The organism is Variovorax paradoxus NBRC 15149 (genome assembly GCF_001591365.1).
GTDB classification, from domain to species: domain Bacteria; phylum Pseudomonadota; class Gammaproteobacteria; order Burkholderiales; family Burkholderiaceae_C; genus Variovorax; species Variovorax paradoxus.
In genome coordinates this window covers 295,799-312,306 of record NZ_BCUT01000001.1, presented here as the reverse complement: position 1 = coordinate 312,306, position 16,508 = coordinate 295,799, and the positions used below count along the sequence as shown (strand labels likewise).

16 protein-coding genes are annotated in these 16,508 nt (G+C 68.4%); 14 read left to right on the top strand and 2 right to left on the bottom strand.

Annotated features, from left to right (window positions below; all coding sequences use genetic code 11):
* Window positions 1-3: 3 nt before the first annotated feature.
* Together zapE and VPA02S_RS01470 are read left to right on the top strand one after the other, a co-directional pair.
* Window positions 4-1,104 carry a cell division protein ZapE gene (gene zapE, locus VPA02S_RS01475; RefSeq protein WP_012747293.1) on the top strand — a complete coding sequence of 367 codons (1,101 nt, stop codon included), beginning with the start codon at window positions 4-6 and terminating at the stop codon, window positions 1,102-1,104.
* A complete protein-coding gene (locus VPA02S_RS01470) occupies window positions 1,101-1,772 on the top strand; it encodes a hypothetical protein (RefSeq protein ID WP_062361624.1) in 672 nt (223 codons plus the stop codon). Before zapE ends, VPA02S_RS01470 begins: the two co-directional genes overlap by 4 nt.
* A 34-nt stretch (window positions 1,773-1,806) precedes the next feature.
* On the opposite strand, the gene VPA02S_RS01465 is transcribed toward VPA02S_RS01470, so the two are convergent.
* The gene (locus VPA02S_RS01465; protein WP_012747295.1) at window positions 1,807-2,574 is read right to left on the bottom strand and encodes a PP2C family protein-serine/threonine phosphatase; all 768 of its coding nucleotides are present in this window, start codon (window positions 2,572-2,574) and stop codon (window positions 1,807-1,809) included.
* Between the two features lie 108 nt (window positions 2,575-2,682).
* On the opposite strand from VPA02S_RS01465, the gene VPA02S_RS01460 reads away from it, so the two are divergent.
* Window positions 2,683-2,886, top strand: coding sequence for a YdcH family protein (locus VPA02S_RS01460; protein WP_012747296.1), 204 nt, complete (start codon window positions 2,683-2,685; stop codon window positions 2,884-2,886).
* On the top strand, window positions 2,883-4,940 hold the full coding sequence (gene yoaA, locus VPA02S_RS01455) for a DNA repair helicase YoaA (protein ID WP_018902792.1): 2,058 nt from the start codon (window positions 2,883-2,885) through the stop codon (window positions 4,938-4,940). Before VPA02S_RS01460 ends, yoaA begins: the two co-directional genes overlap by 4 nt.
* Window positions 4,941-4,991: 51 nt before the next feature.
* Here yoaA and VPA02S_RS01450 read toward each other — a convergent pair whose 3' ends face one another.
* Window positions 4,992-5,798, bottom strand: a complete 807-nt coding sequence (locus tag VPA02S_RS01450) for an outer membrane protein assembly factor BamD (protein WP_012747298.1) — start codon at window positions 5,796-5,798, stop codon at window positions 4,992-4,994.
* Window positions 5,799-5,854: 56 nt separating this feature from the next.
* Between VPA02S_RS01450 and VPA02S_RS01445 the strand changes: the two genes are divergently transcribed.
* The 10 genes from VPA02S_RS01445 to VPA02S_RS01400 all read left to right on the top strand — a co-directional run bounded on the left by VPA02S_RS01445 (window position 5,855) and on the right by VPA02S_RS01400 (window position 16,505).
* Window positions 5,855-6,838 (top strand): RluA family pseudouridine synthase, encoded by a 984-nt coding sequence (locus VPA02S_RS01445; protein WP_081247469.1) that lies wholly within the window; start codon window positions 5,855-5,857, stop codon window positions 6,836-6,838.
* Window positions 6,839-6,965: 127 nt separating this feature from the next.
* The gene (gene scpB / locus VPA02S_RS01440; protein WP_062361621.1) at window positions 6,966-7,808 is read left to right on the top strand and encodes an SMC-Scp complex subunit ScpB; all 843 of its coding nucleotides are present in this window, start codon (window positions 6,966-6,968) and stop codon (window positions 7,806-7,808) included.
* The gene (locus VPA02S_RS01435) at window positions 7,805-9,625 is read left to right on the top strand and encodes a pseudouridine synthase (RefSeq protein ID WP_062361619.1); all 1,821 of its coding nucleotides are present in this window, start codon (window positions 7,805-7,807) and stop codon (window positions 9,623-9,625) included. Before scpB ends, VPA02S_RS01435 begins: the two co-directional genes overlap by 4 nt.
* Before the next feature lie 151 nt (window positions 9,626-9,776).
* Window positions 9,777-10,202 (top strand): nucleoside-diphosphate kinase, encoded by a 426-nt coding sequence (gene ndk, locus VPA02S_RS01430; protein WP_012747302.1) that lies wholly within the window; start codon window positions 9,777-9,779, stop codon window positions 10,200-10,202.
* Window positions 10,203-10,223: 21 nt separating this feature from the next.
* Entirely contained in the window at window positions 10,224-11,372 is a 1,149-nt protein-coding gene (gene rlmN, locus VPA02S_RS01425) for a dual-specificity RNA methyltransferase RlmN (protein ID WP_062361617.1), read from the top strand.
* Window positions 11,373-11,376: 4 nt separating this feature from the next.
* Window positions 11,377-12,234 carry a type IV pilus biogenesis/stability protein PilW gene (pilW, locus tag VPA02S_RS01420; RefSeq protein ID WP_012747304.1) on the top strand — a complete coding sequence of 286 codons (858 nt, stop codon included), beginning with the start codon at window positions 11,377-11,379 and terminating at the stop codon, window positions 12,232-12,234.
* Window positions 12,227-13,195 carry a helix-turn-helix domain-containing protein gene (locus VPA02S_RS01415; protein ID WP_062361614.1) on the top strand — a complete coding sequence of 323 codons (969 nt, stop codon included), beginning with the start codon at window positions 12,227-12,229 and terminating at the stop codon, window positions 13,193-13,195. Before pilW ends, VPA02S_RS01415 begins: the two co-directional genes overlap by 8 nt.
* Window positions 13,192-14,472, top strand: coding sequence for a flavodoxin-dependent (E)-4-hydroxy-3-methylbut-2-enyl-diphosphate synthase (gene ispG, locus VPA02S_RS01410; protein ID WP_062361611.1), 1,281 nt, complete (start codon window positions 13,192-13,194; stop codon window positions 14,470-14,472). The genes VPA02S_RS01415 and ispG overlap by 4 nt, the downstream gene beginning before the upstream one ends.
* A gap of 12 nt (window positions 14,473-14,484) precedes the next feature.
* Complete coding sequence (hisS, locus tag VPA02S_RS01405) at window positions 14,485-15,807, top strand: histidine--tRNA ligase (protein WP_062361609.1); 1,323 nt, start codon at window positions 14,485-14,487, stop codon at window positions 15,805-15,807.
* A gap of 5 nt (window positions 15,808-15,812) precedes the next feature.
* A complete protein-coding gene (locus tag VPA02S_RS01400; protein ID WP_012747308.1) occupies window positions 15,813-16,505 on the top strand; it encodes a YfgM family protein in 693 nt (230 codons plus the stop codon).
* The last annotated feature ends 3 nt before the right edge of the window (window positions 16,506-16,508 follow it).

The window sequence follows — 16,508 nt, the reverse complement described above, 5'->3', positions numbered from 1 at the left end:
CCTTTGACCAGCGTCAAACAGGCCTATGAGGCGGAACTCGCTGTGCGCGGGTTCCAGAGCGATCCCGCGCAACTGCGCGCCGTGGAAGCGCTGGATCGCTGCGCGCGGGAGTGGGGCGAGTACAAGGCCCAGCGCTCCAACGCGCTGAAGAAGTTCATCAACCGGCCCGAGCTGCCGCGCGGCGTCTACATGTACGGTGGCGTCGGGCGGGGCAAGAGCTTCCTGATGGACCTGTTCTTCAACGCGGTGCCGCTCAGGCGCAAGACCCGGCTGCACTTCCACGAGTTCATGCGCGAGGTGCACCGCGAACTGCGCGAGCTGCAGGGCACGGTCAACCCGCTCGACGAACTCGGGCTGCGCATCTCCAAGCGCTACAAGCTGATCTGCTTCGACGAGTTCCACGTGGCGGACATCACCGACGCGATGATCCTTCACCGCCTGCTGGTGGCGCTGTTCGAGAACGGCGTGGGCTTTGTCACCACCTCCAATTTCAGGCCCGACGACCTCTACCCCGGCGGGCTGCACCGCGACCGCATCCTGCCCGCGATCGCGCTGCTCAACCAGAAGCTCGAGGTGCTGAGCGTGGACAACGGCACCGACTACCGGCGCCGCACGCTCGAGCAGCTGCGCATGTACCTGACGCCCAACGATGCCTCGGCCGAAAAGGAGATGCGCAAGGCCTTCGACAGGTTGGCCGAAACGGCCGACGAGAACCCGGTCCTGCACATCGAGCAGCGCGAGATCCGCGCCAGGCGCAAGGCCGGCGGCGTGGTCTGGTTCGACTTCAAGACGCTGTGCGGCGGACCGCGCTCGCAGAACGACTATCTCGAGATCGCGAGCCAGTTCCACACCGTGCTGCTGTCCGACGTGCCGCACATGCCGGTGCGCATGGCCTCCGAAGCACGCCGTTTCACCTGGCTGGTCGACGTCTTGTACGACCGGCGCGTCAAGCTCATCATGTCGGCCGAGGTACCGCCGGAGGCGTTGTACACCGAGGGGCCGCTCGCGCACGAATTCCCGCGGACGGTTTCCAGGCTCACCGAAATGCAATCGAGCGAGTTCCTCTCCCTGGAACGCCGCATCGTGGACACTCGACTGACATGAAAAAAATTGTTCTCGCCATGCTGATGGCCTTGGGCAGCCTGCCGCTCTGGGCACAGTCCAACGCGGCTGCGGGCAATGCGAACTTCGAAGCGGAGCGCAGCCGGCTGGCCGCCGAGCGCGCGGCCATCGACGCGCGCTTCGAGAAGGAGCGCGCCGCCTGCTACCAGAAGTTCGCGGTCGAGGACTGCCTGCGCGACAGCCGCAAGCGCCGCCGCGTCGAGACCGACCACATCAAGCGCCAGGAAACGGCCATCAACGACATCGAGCGCCAGCGCCGTGGTGCGGCCGAACTCGAGAAGCTCGACCAGAAGGCCGCCACGCGGCGCCCGCAGGACACGCCCGAGAAGCAGGAAGAGGCTAAAAAAGCCCAGCAGGACCGCGAGCAGCGCGCGGCCGATCATGCGGCGAGCCGCGCCGCGACGGCGGCCGAGGCCGACGAGCGCCGGCGCCAGCTCGAAGCCAAGCAGAAGGCCCACGCCGACGAGCAGGCCAAGGCCGCCCAGCGGCGCGCCGAGGCGCCGGCGGCGGTCGAACGCTTCGAGAGCAAGCAGCAAAAGGCGGCCGAGCACCGGGCCAGCCGCGAGCGGCAGAACGCCGAGCGCACCAAGCCGCGCGGGGCGCCCTTGCCCCCGCCGCCGGCATCGCCGGCTTCGGCGCCCAGCCACTGAGCCCACCTCGCCGGGCGAGCGCCAGTGGCAGCGCTCAGTCTTGAGGAAGCGCTTCGAGCTTCAGCACCACGATCGAAATGTTGTCGCCCGTGCCGCGCGCCCGGCGGCGCGCTTCTCCCACCAGGATTTCCACCGCTTCGCGCGGCGGCTCCGCGTACAGCACGCTGGCCAGCTCCTCGGGGCTGAAGTAGTGCCAGAGCCCGTCGCTGCAGGCCATGAGCAGGTCGCCCGGCTGCATCGCGGGGATGTAGTGCGGCTCGATGGGCGGAGGCGTCGTGGTCATGCCCAGGCATCCGAGGAGGATGTTGCCCTTGGGATGGACATTGGCCTCGGCCTCGGTGATTTCGCCGCGGTCGATGAGCACCTGGACATAGGAATGGTCGCGCGTGCGCGTGACGAGCTCGCCGTTCTGGAAGTGGTAGATGCGCGAGTCGCCGGCATGGATCCAGGCGCAGTCGCCCTTGGGGTTCATCAGAAAGGCCGCCAGCGTGCTGTGCGGTTCCTGCTCGCTCGACAGGGCCGTGAGCTTGATGACCGTGTGCGCATCCTCCAGCAGCTGGCGCAGCACGGCCGCGGAGCTGTCGCGGTCGGGGTGGTAGCGCGTGAACAGCTGGCGCGCGGTCATCAGCACCTGGTCGGAGGCCTTGCGCCCGCCGCTGCGCCCGCCCATGCCGTCGGCAATGATGCCCAGCATGCAGCCGGGCACGCGCGGATGGCTCATCATCAGGACCTGGTCCTGCTGATAGGGGCGGTCTCCCTTGTGGAGACCGGTGGCGGCGGCAAGCCGAAAGCCTTGTGTCATGAGCGCAAATGCGCCTGCGGCGCGCCTTCTGTCTTCTCGTGGATTCGTACCAGGACGTATTATCGAGTGAACACGAGCTGCGGGCGGAATACGTTCGCAGCGCCAACGTTGGACTCCAATCTTCACTCCCTTTCCCGCCAATTGATCGAGCTGCGCATCGAACACGCCGACCTCGACGCCACCATCGACCGCCTGGCCGAAGCTTCGCCGCAGGACGAGCTGCTGCTGCGCCGTCTGAAGAAGCGCCGGCTTGCGCTGCGCGACCAGATCACGCGGCTCGAGAACGTGCTCGATCCGAAAGAACCCGCGTGAGCGAAACACTCGAGGACAAGGTGCGCGACGCCTTCGCGCAGGGCGGCGTCCTGTCGCGTGCGGCAGAACAGTTCCGCGAGCGCTCGGGGCAGACCGAAATGGCGCTGGCCGTCGCCCGCACCATCGAGGACGGCGGCGTGCTGGTGGTCGAGGCCGGCACCGGCGTGGGCAAGACTTTCTCGTATCTCGTGCCGGCGTTGCTGAGCGGCGAGCGCGTGCTGCTGTCGACCGCCACCAAGACCCTGCAGGACCAGTTGTTCGGCCGCGACCTGCCGCGGCTGGTCGAGGCGCTCGAGCTGCCGGTGCGCACGGCGCTGCTCAAGGGGCGCGCGAGCTACCTGTGCCTGCACCGGCTCGACCTCGCGCGCCACGATGCCTCGCTGCCCGAACGCGGCAGCCTGCGCACGCTCGCCAAGATCGAGCAGTGGTCCAAGGCCACGCGAACCGGCGACCTGGCCGAGCTGCCCGGGCTGGACGAGCGCTCGCCGCTCATTCCGCTCATCACTTCCACGCGCGAGAACTGCCTGGGCGCGCAGTGCCCGCAGTTCAAGCCCTGCCACGTCAACCTGGCGCGGCGCGAGGCGCTGGCGGCCGATGTGGTGGTCATCAACCATCACCTGTTCTTCGCCGATCTTGCAGTGCGCGAGACCGGCATGGCGGAACTGCTGCCGACCGTGAGCGTGGTGGTGTTCGACGAGGCCCACCAGCTCAACGAAACCGGCGTGCAGTTCCTCGGCGCGCAGCTCGGCAGCGGGCAGGCCCTGGACTTTGCGCGCGACCTGCTCGGAGCCGGCTTGCAGCATGCGCGCGGGCTGGTCGACTGGCAGCAGCTGGTGGCGGCCGTCGAACGCGCCGCGCGCGAGCTGCGCCTTGCGGTCGGCAAGCAGTGGCCCGGCACCAAGCTGCGCTGGGTGGGCCCGTCGCCGGAAGGCATCGACGCGCAGGCCTGGCAGGACGCGCTCGAAGCCCTGCAGCACGCCTTTGAAATGGCTGCCGAAGGGCTCGATACCGTCAGCGAGATATCGCCCGATTTCGTGCGCCTGTATGAGCGGGCGCAGCAGCTCGCCAAGCGCGCGGCACGCTTTGCGCTGCCCTGCGAAACCGACTCGGTGCGCTGGGTGGACGTGGGCACGCAGCTGCGGCTGGTCGAATCGCCGCTCGACATTGCCGAGGCCATGCGCACGCGCGTGCTCAAGATCGGCAGCGGCGCGGCCCCCGACGACGGCGATGAACACGAAGCCCGCGCGGCGCCCGAAGACAGCGGACGCGCCTGGGTCTTCACCTCCGCCACGCTGGGCGACGAACCCACGCTGCGCTGGTTCACCGAGCCGTGCGGCCTGGGCGACGCCGAGGTGCTGCGGGTGCAGAGCCCCTTCGACTATGCCGCGCAGGCCGGGCTCTATGTGCCGCGTGCCTTTCCCAAGCCCAACGACGCCGCCCACAGCGCACGCGTGGCGCAGCTGGCCGCACGCGGCGCCGCCGAACTGGGCGGACGGACCCTGGTGCTGACCACCACGCTGCGCGCGCTGCGCGCCATCGGCGACGAGATGAAGCAGCAGTTCGAACGGCTCGAGGCCGACGTGCGGCCCGAGGTGCTGGTGCAGGGCGAGCTGCCCAAGCGCGTGCTCATGGACCGCTTTCGCGAAGGCGCGGAGGGCGGGCGCGCCGGCTGCGTGCTGGTGGCGTCGGCATCGTTCTGGGAAGGCTTCGATGCGCCCGGCGATGCATTGCAGCTGGTGGTGATCGACAAGCTGCCGTTCCCTCCGCCCAACGATCCGCTGGTCGAGGCGCGCTCGCAGCGCCTCGAAGCCCAGGGCCGCAGCTCGTTCAGCGACTATTCGCTGCCCGAGGCGGCCGTGGCGCTCAAGCAGGGAGCGGGGCGGCTGATTCGCCGCGAAACCGACTGCGGCGTGCTTGCCATTTGCGACACCCGCCTGGTCGCCATGGGCTATGGCCGGCGGCTCCTGGCCGCGCTGCCGCCGATGCGCAGGCTGGAAAGCGAAGCGGACTTCGAGGCGGCGATCGGCGAACTCAGGAACTCGCTCTCGGCCTGAAGGGCGCAGACGAAGAAAAAGCCCCGAAGGGCTTTTTGTCGTTCCAGCGGATTACCAGACCTTCCACCACGGATCGTCCTTGCCCTTGAAGCCGCGCGCGAGGTACTCGCTGTGCGGATAGTTGGTGGTCAGCACGCGCTGGGCGTCGTCGCGCAGGTCCTTCATGCCGAGCGCATCGTAGGAGCGCACGATGATGTACAGGGCTTCTTCGAGCGCGGGCACTTCGCGGTAGTCGGACAGCGCGAGCTGCGCGCGGTTGATGGCCGCCAGATAGGCGCCGCGCGAGTAGTAGTAGCGCGCCACGTGCACTTCGTACTGCGCGAGCGAGTTCACGATGTAGTTCATGCGCTGGCGCGCGTCGGGCGCGTAGCGCGACTCGGGGAAGCGCGTTGCCAGTTCCTTGAACGACTCGAACGATTCCTTGGCGGCCTTCTGGTCGCGCTCGGACAGGTCCTGGCGCGTCAGGAACGCGAACATGCCGAGGTCGTCGTTGAAGTTGATCACGCCCTTGAGGTAGAGCGCGTAGTCGATCGCCGGGCTGGCCGGATGCAGCTTCAGGAAGCGGTCGATGGTGGCGATGGCATTGGCCTTCTCGCCGGACTTGTACTGGGCGTAGGCCTTCTCGAGCTGGGCCTGCTGCGCGAGCGGCGTGCCGGCGGCGCGGCCTTCGAGCTTCTCGTACAGCGGCACGGCCTTGTCGTAGGCGCCGGAGCCCACTTCGTCCTTGGCCTCGGCGTAGATGCGGTTGGGGCTCCAGTTGGCGGTCTTGTCGACGGAGGTGGAGGAGCAGCCGGCTGCAAGCAGCGCTGCCGCGCTGAGGGCGATCCAGGAGGGGACCGATAATTTGGCGCGAAACATCACATACGGCTTTCGTGAAACAGTTGCCCTCAATTATATCGACCGACCCCCTGGACATGGTCCCCGACGCCGCCGAGGCCGACGAGGGCGCCGACCCGGTCGAATCCAGCGAACTGCGGCCCTTCACTGTGGGCCCGGCCGAGCATGGCCAGCGGCTGGACCGCGCGCTGGCCGCCCTGGTGCCGGAATTTTCTCGCAACTATCTGCAACAGCTGATCGAAGCCGGCGCCGTGGAGCTGCAGGGGCGCACCCTGCTGAAGGCTTCCGCCACCGTGCGCGCAGGGCAGACCGGCCATATCGAGCTGCGGCCGACGCCCCAGAGCCAGGCCTTCCGGCCCGAGCCGATGGACATCGTCACGGTGCACGAGGACGAGCACCTGCGCATCATCGACAAGCCGGCCGGCCTGGTGGTGCATCCGGCGCCGGGCCACTGGAGCGGCACGCTGCTGAACGGCCTGCTCGCGCTCGACCCCAAGGCCGCGCTGCTGCCGCGCGCGGGCATCGTGCACCGGCTCGACCGCGACACCAGCGGGCTCATGGTCGTGGCGCGCACCCGGGCCGCGATGGATGCCATGGTGGCGCTGATCGCCGCGCGCGAAGTCAAGCGGCAATACCTCGCGCTCGGACACAAGCCCTGGGCCGGCGCCGCAGCCCGGCAGGTCGACGCGCCCATCGGCCGCGATCCGCGCAACCGTTTGCGCATGGCCGTGGTCGACCTCGAGCGCCATGCCGGCAAGACGGCACGCACGCTCATCGAGCGCCTGGACAGCAACGCGCAGGCTTGTGCCGTGCGGTGCACGCTCGAAACGGGCCGCACGCACCAGATCCGCGTGCACATGGCGTCGATCGGGCATCCGCTCGTTGGCGATGCGCTCTACGGCGGAGCGCCGGCCGCGGGGCTGGGGCGGCAGGCGCTGCACGCCTTCAGGCTCGCTTTCGTGCATCCCGTCACGCAAGCCGCGCTGGAACTGCGTTCACTTCCGCCGGCCGACCTGGTTCAGGCGTTCCAGGCCCTGGGGCTGGATTACAATCGCGCCTGACGGCCCGAGGGCCGCGCCGGCCACCCCGATGCCGGCCTTGCGTTGCACTCGCCGCGTGCCGGCAGCGCCTTCTTTCATCCTTCTGAACAAGCGTCCCCGAGACGCCTTTTCCCGGATAACGCAAACCATGAATACGGCGGATGCCAAGCGCATTCTCGAAACCGCCTTGATCTGTTCGAGCCAGCCGCTGCCAGTGCGCGACATGCGCGTGCTGTTCGACGACGAGCTGGGCGTGGACACCATCAAGGTGCTGTTGCTCGAACTGCAGGAAGACTGGGCGCAGCGCGGCCTGGAACTGGTGAACGTTGCCAGCGGCTGGCGCTTCCAGAGCCGGCCCGAGATGCGCGACCACCTCGACCGCCTGCATCCCGAGAAGCCGCCGCGCTACACCCGCGCCGCCCTCGAGACCCTGGCCATCATTGCCTATCGCCAGCCGGTCACGCGCGGCGACATGGAAGACATCCGCGGCGTCACCATCAATTCCCTCATCCTCAAGCAGCTCGAGGACCGCGGCTGGGTCGAGGTCATCGGCCACCGCGAAACCGTCGGCCGGCCGGCGCTGTACGCCACCACGCGGCAGTTCCTCGACGACCTCGGCCTTGCATCGCTCGACCAGCTGCCGCTGATCGAAACGCCGGCCCAGCAGGCGGCGCTGGTCGACGCGCTCGACCAGGCATCGGGCGATCAGCCCGGGCTGCCGATGGACGTGCCGACCGAATCCGACGCCGATGCCTCGGCCATGCCGGAGGCAGACTCGGAAACGGGCGCGCCCGACGAGCTGGCCGCCGCCGAGGCTCCAGAAGCCGTCGAAGCCGCCGCTGCGCAATTCGCCGAGGACGCGGCGGCTCCCGAGGAGCCCGCCGACATTCCGGCCCCCACGGAAGCCGAGCCATCCGTCGAGCTCGAAACCGAACCCCCGTCGCCCGACGAGACCGATCCCCACGCTGTTCCCCCCGGAAAAACCTCATGAGCTCCTCCGACATCGACGACGCGGCAATCGTGCCGGCCCAGCCCGAATCCAAGAAAAAGAAGGCGAAAGCGGCCGTGTCCGGCCCGTCTGCCGAAGCCGAAGCGGGCGTGCCCGCGGCGGCCGCGGCCGAGGGCGAGGCGCCGAAGAAGCCGCGTGCCCCACGCCGCAAGAAGGTGGTGGAGCCGGCGGCCGGGGAGGGCGAGCCCGCAGCAGCACCTGCCGCACCCGCCGCGGCAACTGAAGCTTCCGAACCCGTGGCCCAGGTGTCCGATGCAGCGCCCGCCGCCGCACCAGTCGCCGACGAACCCGCCGCCGCCGCTGCGCCAGCCACATCCGTCGAACGCGCCGAAGAGAATGCGCGCGCTTCCTCCTCCTACGACGATGAAGAAGAGGATGAAGAGGAAGAAGAGCCCGACGAGGAAGAGGACGATCTCGACCGCGCACGCCGCGCCGCCGAGCGCGAGCAGCGCAACGCACCGCCGCCCGAGCCGATCCGCTTCGCGGACGTCATCTCGGGCCAGTTCGATGCCGACGAAGAGAGCCCCGAAGTCCCGCCCCTCAAGCGCGTGCTGCTGCCGGAAGCCGACTCGCCCAAGCTGCACAAGGTGCTGGCGCAGGCGGGCCTGGGCTCGCGGCTCGAAATGGAAGCGCTCATTCTGCAGGGCCGCATCTCGGTGAACAACGAGCCGGCCCACATCGGCCAGCGCATCCAGTATGGCGACCAGGTCAAGATCAACGGCAAGCCGATCCGCTACCGCATCGCGCCGCCGCCGCCGCGCGTGATTGCCTACCACAAGCCGGTGGGCGAGGTCGTGACGCACGACGATCCGCAGAACCGGCCCACGGTGTTCCGCAAGCTGCCGCGCCTGCAGCAGGGCAAGTGGCAATCGGTCGGCCGGCTCGACCTGAACACCGAGGGCCTGCTGCTGTTCAGCAGCTCCGGCGACCTGGCCAACCAGCTGATGCATCCGCGCTTCGGCCTGGAGCGCGAATACGCCGTGCGCGTGCTCGGCGCGCTCAATGCCGAGGAAAAGAAGAAGCTGCTCGAAGGCGTTCGCCTCGACGACGGCATGGCCCAGTTCGGCACCATCGAGGAGGGCGGCGGCGAGGGCTCCAACCACTGGTACCGCGTCACCATCTCCGAAGGCCGCAACCGCGAAGTGCGGCGCCTGTTCGAATCGGTGGGCCATGCGGTCAGCCGGCTGATCCGCATCCGCTACGGCGCCATGGTGCTGCCGCGCGGCTTGAAGCGCGGCGCCTGGATGGAACTCGACGAGCGCGACATCAACGCGCTGTTCCAGGCCTCGGGCGGCGGCGCGCCGCGTCCGCCGCAGCAGCAGCAGCGCGGGCCGGGGCAGGAAGGTGCCGGCGGCGGTCGCAACGGACGCAACAAGAAGCGGCGCGGCAATCGCAACGCCGGCGGCGGACAGCAGCAGCCGCGCGACATGCGCGACGACGGCCGCGAGGCGCCCATTCCCAATCCGCTCGGCGACGGCCGCCCGCCGCGCGGCGAGCGCGGCGGGCGTGGCAACCGCGGCGGTGGCGGTGGCGGCGGCAACGCTGGCATGCCGCCGCAGGGGCGCCGCGGCAACAGCAACAACAACCGCGGCAACCGCCAGGGCGAGGAGCGTCCGCCGAGCGGCGCGAACCAGCCCGATCCGATGAAGACCTCGCTCGGCTACATCGGCGCCGACAGCTTCTCGCGCCAGCGCAAGGAGCAGCGGCAGGGTCCGGGGCGCCGCGGCGGCGGCCCGGGCGGCGGCGGTGGCTTCGGCGGCCAGGGCGGCCCCGGCGGAAACCGGCGCCGCGGGCGCTGAAAGCCAGCTCTCCAGCGCAGCCTTTCGCGGGGTTTTCACCAATCCCGGGGGCTGCGCCGGTTAAAATCAGAGGCTTTGTCGACTTACGATGCAACATATTCGTTGCAGTTGTGACAAATCACTTCAAAATCAAAGCTCAGGAAGCACTTCAATGGCTATCGAACGTACCCTTTCCATCATCAAGCCCGACGCCGTCGCCAAGAACGTCATCGGCAAGATCGTTTCCCGCTTCGAAGCTGCCGGCCTCAAGATCGTTGCCGCCAAGCTCGTGCATCTGTCGCGCAACGAAGCCGAGCAGTTCTACTCGGTCCACAAGGAACGTCCGTTCTTCAAGGACCTGGTCGATTTCATGATCTCCGGCCCGGTGTTCGTGCAAGTGCTCGAAGGCGAGAACGCCATCGCCAAGAACCGCGACCTGATGGGCGCCACGGACCCCAAGAAGGCGGCCCCGGGCACCATCCGCGCCGACTTCGCCGACAGCATCGATGCCAACGCCGTGCACGGTTCGGACGCCCCCGAAACCGCCGCCAACGAAGTGGCGTTCTTCTTCGCCGGCCTCAACGTCTACGCGCGCTGAAGCCGCACGCCAGCTGATTTCATGACCACGGCCAACCTGCTCGAATTCGATCTCGAGGGGCTGGCTGCGTTCTGCGAAAAGCTCGGCGAGAAACGATTCCGCGCCACGCAGCTGTTCCGCTGGATCCACCAGCGTGGCGCCAGCGACTTCGGCCAGATGACCGATCTGGCCAAGTCGCTGCGCGAGAAGCTCGCCACCACCGCTCGCGTCGAGGCCCTGCCGGTCATCACGCAGCACGAATCCAAGGACGGCACGATCAAGTGGCTGTTCGACGTCGGCGACGGCAATGCCGTCGAAGCCGTATTCATTCCCGAAGACGACCGCGGCACGCTGTGTGTGTCGTCCCAGGCCGGCTGCGCCGTGGGTTGCCGCTTCTGCTCCACGGGGCACCAGGGCTTCAGCCGCAACCTGAGCACGGGCGAGATCGTCGCCCAGCTCTGGTTTGCCGAACACTTCCTGCGCAAGCACCTGAAACGCGACGAGCGCGTCATCTCCAACGTGGTGATGATGGGCATGGGCGAGCCGCTGCAGAACTACACCGCGCTGGTGCCGGCGCTGCGCACCATGCTCGACGACAACGCCTACGGCCTGTCGCGCCGCCGCGTGACCGTGTCGACGTCCGGCGTGGTTCCGATGATCGACCGCCTGGGCACTGACTGCCCGGTGGCGATGGCCGTGTCACTGCATGCGCCCAACGATGCGCTGCGCGACGACCTCGTGCCGCTCAACCGCAAGTACCCGATTGCCGAGCTGCTCGAGGCCTGCAAGCGCTACCTGGCGCATGCGCCGCGCGACTTCATCACCTTCGAGTACTGCATGCTCGATGGCGTCAACGACCAGCCCGAGCATGCGCGGCAGCTGGTTGAACTCGTTCGCACCCATGGCGTGTCGTGCAAGTTCAACCTGATTCCGTTCAATCCGTTTCCGGCCTCGGGCCTCTTGCGTTCGCCGCAGCCGCGGGTGCTGGCCTTTGCCAAGGCACTGAGCGAGGCCGGCCTCGTGACCACCGTGCGCAAGACGCGCGGCGACGACATCGATGCGGCCTGCGGACAGCTGGCCGGCGACGTCAAGGACCGTACCCGCGCGGCCGAACGCATGGCGCAGCGCCGTGTGGGCGAGCGCACCGTTGTTCTGCATCCGGTTCGCAAGACCGCCCCCCAGGAGCATTGACCTAATGAGGATGGCCTTTCCGATGACGACCGCAAGCGCGCAGCGGCTGGTGGCTGCAGGCTTTGGCGGCGTCGCCGTGGCGTTTCTGCTCGCGGGCTGCGTCAACACGCGAACCACCACCACCAGCCTGGCCGACACCAGTTCGTCGAGCAAGGGCGCGGAGATCGTGACCGAGTCCGACGAAAGCAGCCGGCAGCGCCGCGCGCGCCTGCGCATGGAGCTCGCCTCGGGCTACTTCGAGCAGGGCCAGACCACCGTCGCGCTCGACGAGATCAAGCAGGCGCTGGCCGCCGATCCCAACAACGCGGATGCCTACAACCTGCGCGGCCTGGTCTACATGCGGCTCGAAGACGCGGGCCTGGCGGAAGACAGCTTCCGCCGCGCCATTGCCATCAATCCGCGCGATCCCAATGTGCGGCACAACTACGGCTGGCTGCTGTGCCAGCAGAACCGCTATGGCGATGCCACCCAGCAGTTCACCGAGGCACTGGCGGTGCCGAGCTATACCGACCATGCCAAGACGCTCATGACGCAGGGCGTCTGCCAGCTCAGGGCAGGCCAGCGTGCCGAGGCGGAGCGCAGCCTCATGAAGGCCTACGAGATCGACGCCGGAAACCCGGTGGTCGGATTCAACCTGGCTTCGCTGCTGGCGCAGCGCGAAGAGTGGTCGCGTGCGCAGTTCTACATCCGCCGCGTCAACAACAGCCCTTCGGCCAGCGCCGAGACGCTCTGGCTGGGCATCAAGATCGAACGACGGCTCAACAACCGCGAAGCAGTGGCGCAGTTGGGAGGGCAACTGCAACGGCGCTTCCCGCAGTCCCGGGAGGCAATAGCGTACGAGCGCGGGAATTTCAATGACTGAACGGGTTTCGGAGTTCGGCACTTCCGCGGCACTGCCGCTCGAGGAAGGCGACATCACGCACAAGACAGCCGGCGACATGCTCCGCGAAGCGCGCGAGGCGCACGGCCTGCACATCGAAATGGTGGCCGCGGCGCTCAAGGTGCCGCCGCAGAAGCTCATTGCGCTCGAGGCGGACGACATCGCTTCGCTGCCCGACCCGGTCTTTGCGCGGGCCCTGGCCAGCAGTGTCTGCCGCGCCCTGCGCATCGATCCCGCTCCGGTGCTCGCAAAGCTGCCGGGGGCGCAGCGCGCAGCGCTCGCACTGGCCGACCGTACGCTCAAGAGCAACATCGTTTCCGGAACGCCGCGCTGGAATGGCGGGCGCTCCAGCGGGCTGCCGTCGCGCGCGCTGCTCACGGTGGTGGGACTGCTGCTGGTCGGCGCGGCCGTGCTGTTCTGGCTGCCCCAGTCGGTGTTCGACCAGGTCGGGGCCTCGGTGTCGCGCTGGACATCGCGTGGCGATGGCGACACCGCTTCGGTGGCGGAAGCGCCAGCGGCTGCGCCGGCTCCTGGCGGATCGTCCGTCGTGGTCGAGAGTGCGCCGGTGTCGCCGGTGGCCCCCCCAACCTCGGCTGCACCCGCGGCGCTGGGCACGCCCCCCGCGGCAGCCCCGCCGGCGGGCAGCGCGCCCGCTGCGGCGGCGGCTTCGCCTGCTGCTGTTGCTGCGGCACCTGCCGGCAGCCAGCAGCTGGTCTTCGTCGCGCGCGAGGAATGCTGGATCACCGTTACCGAAGCCGGCGGCAAGCAGCTGCTGCGCCGCAGCCTGCAGGCCGGCGAAACGGTGGCATTGTCGGGAACGCTGCCGCTGTCGGTGGTGGTGGGGCGCGCTTCGGCGGTCGATGTGCAGGTGCACGGAAAGCCCTACGATCTGAAGCCTGTCACGCGCGGCGGCGGCGTGGCGCGTTTCGAGGTGAAACCGTGACCGACTGCACTCCCCAACCCATCGAATCGGCGGCGCCCAAGGCGCGCCGTTCGCGCCAGGCCCAGGTGGTCTGGGGGCCACGCACCGTGACGGTGGGCGGCGATGCGCCCGTGCGGGTGCAGTCCATGACCAACACCGACACCGTCGATGCCGTCGGCACGGCCATCCAGGTGAAGGAGCTTGCCATTGCCGGTTCGGAGATGGTGCGCATCACCGTCAACACGCCGGAGGCGGCGGCCCAGGTGCCGTACATCCGCGAGCAGCTCGACCGCATGGGCATCGACGTGCCGCTGATCGGCGACTTCCACTACAACGGCCACCGCCTGCTCACCGACTATCCGGCCTGCGCCGAGGCGCTGAGCAAGTACCGCATCAATCCCGGCAACGTGGGCAAGGGCGACAAGCGCGACCGCCAGTTCGGCCAGATGATCGATGCAGCCATGCGCTGGAACAAGCCGGTGCGCATCGGTGTCAACTGGGGCAGCCTCGACCAGGAACTGCTGGCCAGCCTGATGGACACCAACAGCCAGCGCGCCGAGCCGTGGGATGCCAAGCAGGTGATGTACGAGGCGCTCATCACCTCGGCCATCGAATCCGCCAAGCTCGCCGAATCGATGGGCATGGCTGGCAACCAGGTCATCCTGTCGTGCAAGGTGAGCGGCGTGCAGGACCTGATCTCGGTCTACCGCGAACTCGCCAGGCGCTGCGACTATCCGCTGCACCTGGGGCTCACCGAAGCCGGCATGGGCACCAAGGGCACGGTGGCGTCGGCCACGGCGCTTTCCATCCTGCTGCAGGAGGGCATCGGCGACACCATCCGCGTGTCGCTCACGCCGCAGCCGGGCGAGTCACGCACGCAGGAAGTGCTGATCGCCAACGAGATCCTGCAGGCGCTGGGCCTGCGCGTGTTCGTGCCGAGCGTCACCGCCTGCCCGGGCTGCGGCCGCACCACCAGCACCACCTTCCAGGAACTGGCCAAGCAGATCGACGACTACCTGCGCCTGCAGATGCCGGTCTGGCGCAAGAAGTACCCGGGCGTCGAGAAGCTGAAGGTGGCCGTGATGGGTTGCATCGTCAACGGCCCCGGCGAGAGCAAGCACGCCGACATCGGCATCAGCCTGCCCGGCACCGGCGAGGCGCCCGCCGCCCCGGTCTTCATCGACGGCGAAAAGGCACTCACGCTGCGCGGCGACAATATCGCCAACGAGTTTCACCAGCTCGTCGAAAACTACATTCAAAAGCGCTTCGGCCAGCAACTGGCTGCCGACGTCGCCTGACCACTTTCTCCCATGGCTGACAAGATCAATGCCGTCAAAGGCATGAACGACATATTGCCGGCGAGCGTGCCGCGCATCGACCGCCTGCCCGATTCGGCCCTCTGGTCGTGGTTCGAGCAGACGGTGCGCGGGCTCCTCGCCCGCTACGGCTACCAGTACATGCTGACGCCGGTGGTCGAACCCACGGCGCTGTTCGTGCGCGGACTGGGCGAGGTGACCGATATCGTCGAGAAGGAGATGTACTCCTTCACCGATGCAATGAACGGCGACAAGCTCACGCTTCGCCCCGAGGCCACCGCCGGCATCGTGCGTGCGATGGTCGAGCACAACGCGCTCTACAACGGCCCGCTGCGCCTGTGGACGATGGGACCGATGTTCCGCCACGAGCGTCCCCAGAAGGGCCGCTACCGCCAGTTCCACCAGCTCGACGTCGAGGCGCTGGGCTTTCCCGGCCCGGACGTGGACGCCGAGCTGATCCTCATGGTGCGGGCCCTCTGGCGCGAGCTCGGGCTGGTCGAAGGCGAGCACGTGCGCCTGGAGATCAACAGCCTGGGCCAGCCGGCCGAGCGCCAGGCGCACCGCGAAGCGCTGATCCGCCATTTCGAGGCGCATGCCGGCGTGCTCGATGCCGATGCGCAGCGGCGCCTGCACAGCAATCCGCTGCGCATCCTCGATACCAAGAATCCCGCCATGCAGGCCGTGGTGGAGGCCGCGCCCCAACTGATGGACTTCCTCGGCGACGAGTCGCGCGCGCACTTCGATGCGGTGCGCGCCGTGCTCGATGCCGCAGGGCTGGCCTACCGCGTCAACCCGCGCCTGGTGCGCGGGATGGACTATTACAACCTGACCGTCTTCGAATGGGTCACCGACCAGCTCGGTTCGCAGGGCACCGTCTGCGGGGGAGGGCGCTATGACGGCCTCATCGGCCAGATGGGCGGCAAGCCTGCGCCGGCCGTCGGCTTCGGCCTGGGCATCGAGCGGCTGCTGCTGCTGATCCAGGAACTCCGCCTGCCGGTCCCCGCCGCGGCGCCCGCGGCCTACGCCATCGTGCCCTCGGCCGCCGCGCTGCCGCAGGTCATGGCCGTGCTCGAGCAGCTGCGCGCCGCCGGCGTGAGCGTGCTGCAGCATGCGGGCGGCGGCAGCATGAAGGCGCAGTTCAAGAAAGCCGACGCGAGCGGAGCGCGCTATGCGCTGGTCTTTGGCGAAGACGAACTGTCGCGCGGCGAAGTCACGGTCAAATCGCTGCGCGAGGGCGGTGGCGAACAGGTGGCACGGTCGCTCGCCGAGGTGCCCACCTGGGCGGCCACCCTACAATCCCCGGCTCCCAACATCTGATACGCATGGCAACCCATCTCGATCTCGACGAACAGGAACAGCTCGACCAGCTCAAGCATTTCTGGAACACCTACGGCACCCTGATCACCTGGGTGGTGTTGCTCGTGGCCGGGGCCTTCGTGGCCTGGAACGGCTGGCAATATTTCCAGCGCAACAAGGCGGCGCAGGCCGCGGCCCTCTACGACGAGGTCGAGCGCAGCACGCAGTCCGGCGACGTGGAGCGCATCCAGCGCGTGCTGGGCGACATGAAGGAACGCTTCGCCGGCACCGCCTACGCGCAGCAGGCGGGCCTCCTGGCCGCCAAGGCACTCTATGAGAAGGGCAACGCCGAGGCCTCGCGCGCCGCGCTCGGCTGGGTGGCGCAAAGCGCGGTCGATCCGGGCTACAAGGCCGTTGCCAAGCTGCGGCTGGCGGCCGAACTGCTCGACAGCAAGTCGTACGACGAAGCGCTCAAGCAGCTCTCCGGCGACGTGCCCAAGGAGTTCGAGCCGCTCGTGGCCGACCGCAAGGGCGACATCTACATGGCCCAGGGCAAGCGCGCCGAAGCGCAGGCCGAATACCGCAAGGCCTGGACCGGCCTTGGCCCGGCGTCCGACTACCGGCGCCTGGTCGAATTCAAGCTCAACGCCGCCGGCGTCGATCCGAAGAGCCTGGCACCCGTGATCACGGTCACGCCGGCAGCCCCCAAAAATTCCTGATCG